The sequence below is a fragment of the Microcystis sp. LE19-41.2A genome (genome assembly GCF_027530405.1).
Lineage (GTDB): Bacteria > Cyanobacteriota > Cyanobacteriia > Cyanobacteriales > Microcystaceae > Microcystis > Microcystis aeruginosa.
In genome coordinates this window covers 1-2,978 of record NZ_JAPZQJ010000152.1, presented here as the reverse complement: position 1 = coordinate 2,978, position 2,978 = coordinate 1, and the positions used below count along the sequence as shown (strand labels likewise).

Genomic DNA, 2,978 nt, shown 5'->3' with positions numbered 1-2,978 from the left:
GGTCGAGGGAATCAACAATAAACTTAAACTAATAAAACGGAGAGGCTATGGCTTGAGAAACTTTCGGAATTTTTGGGTTAGAAGTATGTTATCTTGGCATCTTGTATGTTGATTTAGCATAAAGGGTAACGAAGAGCCTTAAATTACTTCATATTTATTTATGTTTATTAATATATAATGAGTGTTCACTATCAATCGGGTGTATCTCATATTTGTGAATTTCTCTCACTTATGGTGATCAGCAGAAGTTATACTAAATCCGTTGAGTATAGGCTACATATCAGGACAGGCAAAAGGCACTCATGCAAAAGGGGGAATAAATAATCAGTCTTTAATAACCGGATTTAGTATAACGATTCTGGTTCCAATCACACAATTTAGACAACCGTTAAAAATCTATGAACTCCCGAAAAGGCTTGCCATATAAGCATTTCACATCTAAGTACAATTGCTTATTGCAAAAGTGGGATGCTCCCCGGGAGATCGGGAGAATCTATTACATCCAATTAGCTGAAACAGTCCGCTTGCAGAATACACCTAGTCCAAATAAACCGAATCCTAATAAACCAAAGACAGTGGAAGGTTCAGAAACAGGTTGACTAGATTGGGGAACAAATCCATATTCTAAGTGATCTACTCCAAAGCCTACATTGATCAAAGTCTGAGATATTGAGATAGCTGAAATGCCTGCTAAATTGATAACTCCAAAAAAGCGATCATCAACTGTTGTTCCGTCGTTTCTGGTATCGCCAATCTGTCCCTGACCAAGTGCAATAGTACCTAAAGAATTTCCTTGTGCATCAAACCCTTCAAAAGTTAGTGGTGTTTGATCTATTCCGCCAAAGCTTGAATATGAATCTGTCCAGACAATACCTACATGAGTAGGAAAGTTTCCTAAAGTATTGGCATTGAAAGTAAATTTAAAGCCTCCTATTATTCCATTACCTACTTCAACGAGATAATGACCTTGTTGCCCGTTTCCATCAATCACTCCGTCGTCAATATCAACAGAATCTGTATAAAAACCTGGACCTTCCACGCCAAATGGTAAGCCACTAGCACTAGAGGCTGTAACACCTGGCACATTCAGGGAACCATCCTCAAAATTCTCAAGGTAAAAATAGCTAAAGTTAACATTTTTAAATGGACTATCATTAAAGCTAAGATAAGGAGTTGGTCCGAGTAATGTTGGAGCAGAATTTACAACGGGAGTTTCAATGACTGCACAACCGAGGAAAACTCCAGTAGCTAGTGTTATGGTGGTAATTTTATTAGCCATTCTTTTAGCCTCATCAATTCCTGCTTCAAGCATAAGCCTGATTTCAGCTAATCTAAAGTCGGATGGTGGCGGATAAAGGCGTGAGTTTTATTAATAATCTTGACAAAAAGCGGATTATAGCGGATAATAACGGGTGGGCGTTAGAGGTATGAAGCAACAGGTTAATGGACGTACAAGCGGTGTTGAAATACGTGGATGACCTAGTTTTCGCACAAACGGGGCAACATCTTGACAGTCTGCAAGTTGCGATTCTGAAGGGAGTCCTTAATGGAAAAAAATATACCCATATTTCTGAAGAATATCATTGTTCGGCAGGGCATACTAAAGATGAAGCTTATCAACTGTGGCGCATTCTTTCCGAAGCTTTAGGAGAAGATTTAAATAAGTCTAATTTCCGTGCTACTATTGAAAGATTAGGAGTGGCAAATGCGTACTCCAATATGGTTAATCCTGTGCAAATCGGTAACATTAACCTCTGTGCGGCTCTTCTCGACTTTGTGTGATAATTTTTGCTTATGTAATCGTGAAATGCTTATCGGGCAACACTTTTAGGACTATTTTGTCGAAGAAACTATCAGTATAGACCTCGTTTCCACACAGAAACCAGAAGAGCCTCTGTGCTAATCCTTCACAAAGTTATGAGACAGAAAATATTGAATCAATAATAGAAGAAACTGCTATACCTTATGTTAAAGAAAGCCTGACAATTCTGGAAAGAGAAAGACAAAAAGCAAAACTAGAAATTATTCCAAACTTAGTCGAGCTTGGCTTGACGGCCGAGCAAATTGCTAGTACGTTGGGATTGTCTCTTGAGCAAGTTAAAAAATGTATTCCTTAATTTTATTTAATGAGCATTGTCCACACAATAGAGATAATTTATGTTTGTTTTTATAAATGCACGTCATCAGCTATCGAAGATTACGAGAATTTACGAATAAACACGCTTTAGAAAATTGGCATAAAATTGCCAGTCAAGCAATTTGGTATAATTTAGTTGAGGTTCAAACAGTATTTCCCCAAGCAGAAGCAGTTGGTAATTTTACTGTTTTTAACATTAAAGGAAATCGTTATCGCCTTATAACCAGTATCGATTATCAGAAGCGGCTAATTTATATCAAGTATGTTTTAACTCACGCTGAATACGATAAGGAGCAATGGAAAAATGACCCTTACTTTTAATCCAGAAAAATACAAAGAATTACTAGCTCGCCATTTACCTAAAGTTATCAGAACAGAAGCAGAAAATGAAAAAGCTCTGGTTATTGTCGAAGAATTGATGCACCGTCAGCATCGAACTCCCGAAGAAGATGAACTTTATGAGCTTCTAATTTTTTTAATTGAGAATTTTGAAAGAAGCTTTTATCTACAAGAATCAACCACACCTAATTCTATGTTATTGTTTTTGATGGAGCAACAAAGCGTTAACAAGAAAGACATAGCCATAATCCTTGGCTCTGACAAAATTGCTTCTAGTTTAATTGCAGGAAAAGGGTCAATTAGCCAAGAACAGGCGAAATTATTAGGACATTTCTTTCATGTAGATTATAGTTTGTTTATGTAGGGTTTGCTGAATAAATCTAAAAACCTTGTTGGGTAAAACTTTTAGACCTTTTGGCCATCAAAAAGTAATGGATCTGGGAGTGATCGGGGGAAAAATCCCTGGACTTTTTCCCTGAAAATTAGGTAATTGACCCCCTCA

Annotated in this window: 5 protein-coding genes; 4 read left to right on the top strand and 1 reads right to left on the bottom strand. The window is 37.1% G+C overall.

From position 1 onward, the window contains the following. Positions 1-112: transposase (locus tag O9290_RS06450; protein WP_288023764.1), on the top strand; the 112-nt coding region annotated here is incomplete at its 5' end. Between the two features lie 384 nt (positions 113-496). Here O9290_RS06450 and O9290_RS06445 read toward each other — a convergent pair. After that, positions 497-1,312 (bottom strand): PEP-CTERM sorting domain-containing protein, encoded by an 816-nt coding sequence (locus tag O9290_RS06445; protein ID WP_002788850.1) that lies wholly within the window; start codon positions 1,310-1,312, stop codon positions 497-499. A 131-nt stretch (positions 1,313-1,443) separates the two neighbouring features. Here O9290_RS06445 and O9290_RS06440 point away from each other — a divergent pair, with 131 nt between their 5' ends. The 3 genes from O9290_RS06440 (at position 1,444) to O9290_RS06430 (ending at position 2,840) form a co-directional block, all read left to right on the top strand. After that, complete coding sequence (locus O9290_RS06440; protein ID WP_004159314.1) at positions 1,444-1,782, top strand: helix-turn-helix domain-containing protein; 339 nt, start codon at positions 1,444-1,446, stop codon at positions 1,780-1,782. Positions 1,783-2,173: 391 nt separating this feature from the next. Further along, positions 2,174-2,458 carry a type II toxin-antitoxin system HigB family toxin gene (locus O9290_RS06435; RefSeq protein WP_004159317.1) on the top strand — a complete coding sequence of 95 codons (285 nt, stop codon included), beginning with the start codon at positions 2,174-2,176 and terminating at the stop codon, positions 2,456-2,458. Continuing rightward, positions 2,442-2,840: a helix-turn-helix domain-containing protein gene (locus O9290_RS06430; RefSeq protein ID WP_002788855.1), complete on the top strand. Its 399-nt coding sequence runs from the start codon at positions 2,442-2,444 to the stop codon at positions 2,838-2,840. The genes O9290_RS06435 and O9290_RS06430 overlap by 17 nt, the downstream gene beginning before the upstream one ends. The last annotated feature ends 138 nt before the right edge of the window (positions 2,841-2,978 follow it).

What these genes read in the sequence shown, in the direction of transcription:
- O9290_RS06445 (WP_002788850.1), bottom strand. Translation starts at nt 1,312, where the DNA reads ATGCTTGAAGCAGGAATTGATGAGGCTAAAAGAATGGCTAATAAAATT.
- O9290_RS06435 (WP_004159317.1), top strand. Translation starts at nt 2,174, where the DNA reads ATGCACGTCATCAGCTATCGAAGATTACGAGAATTTACGAATAAACAC.
- O9290_RS06440 (WP_004159314.1), top strand. Translation starts at nt 1,444, where the DNA reads ATGGACGTACAAGCGGTGTTGAAATACGTGGATGACCTAGTTTTCGCA.
- O9290_RS06430 (WP_002788855.1), top strand. Translation starts at nt 2,442, where the DNA reads ATGACCCTTACTTTTAATCCAGAAAAATACAAAGAATTACTAGCTCGC.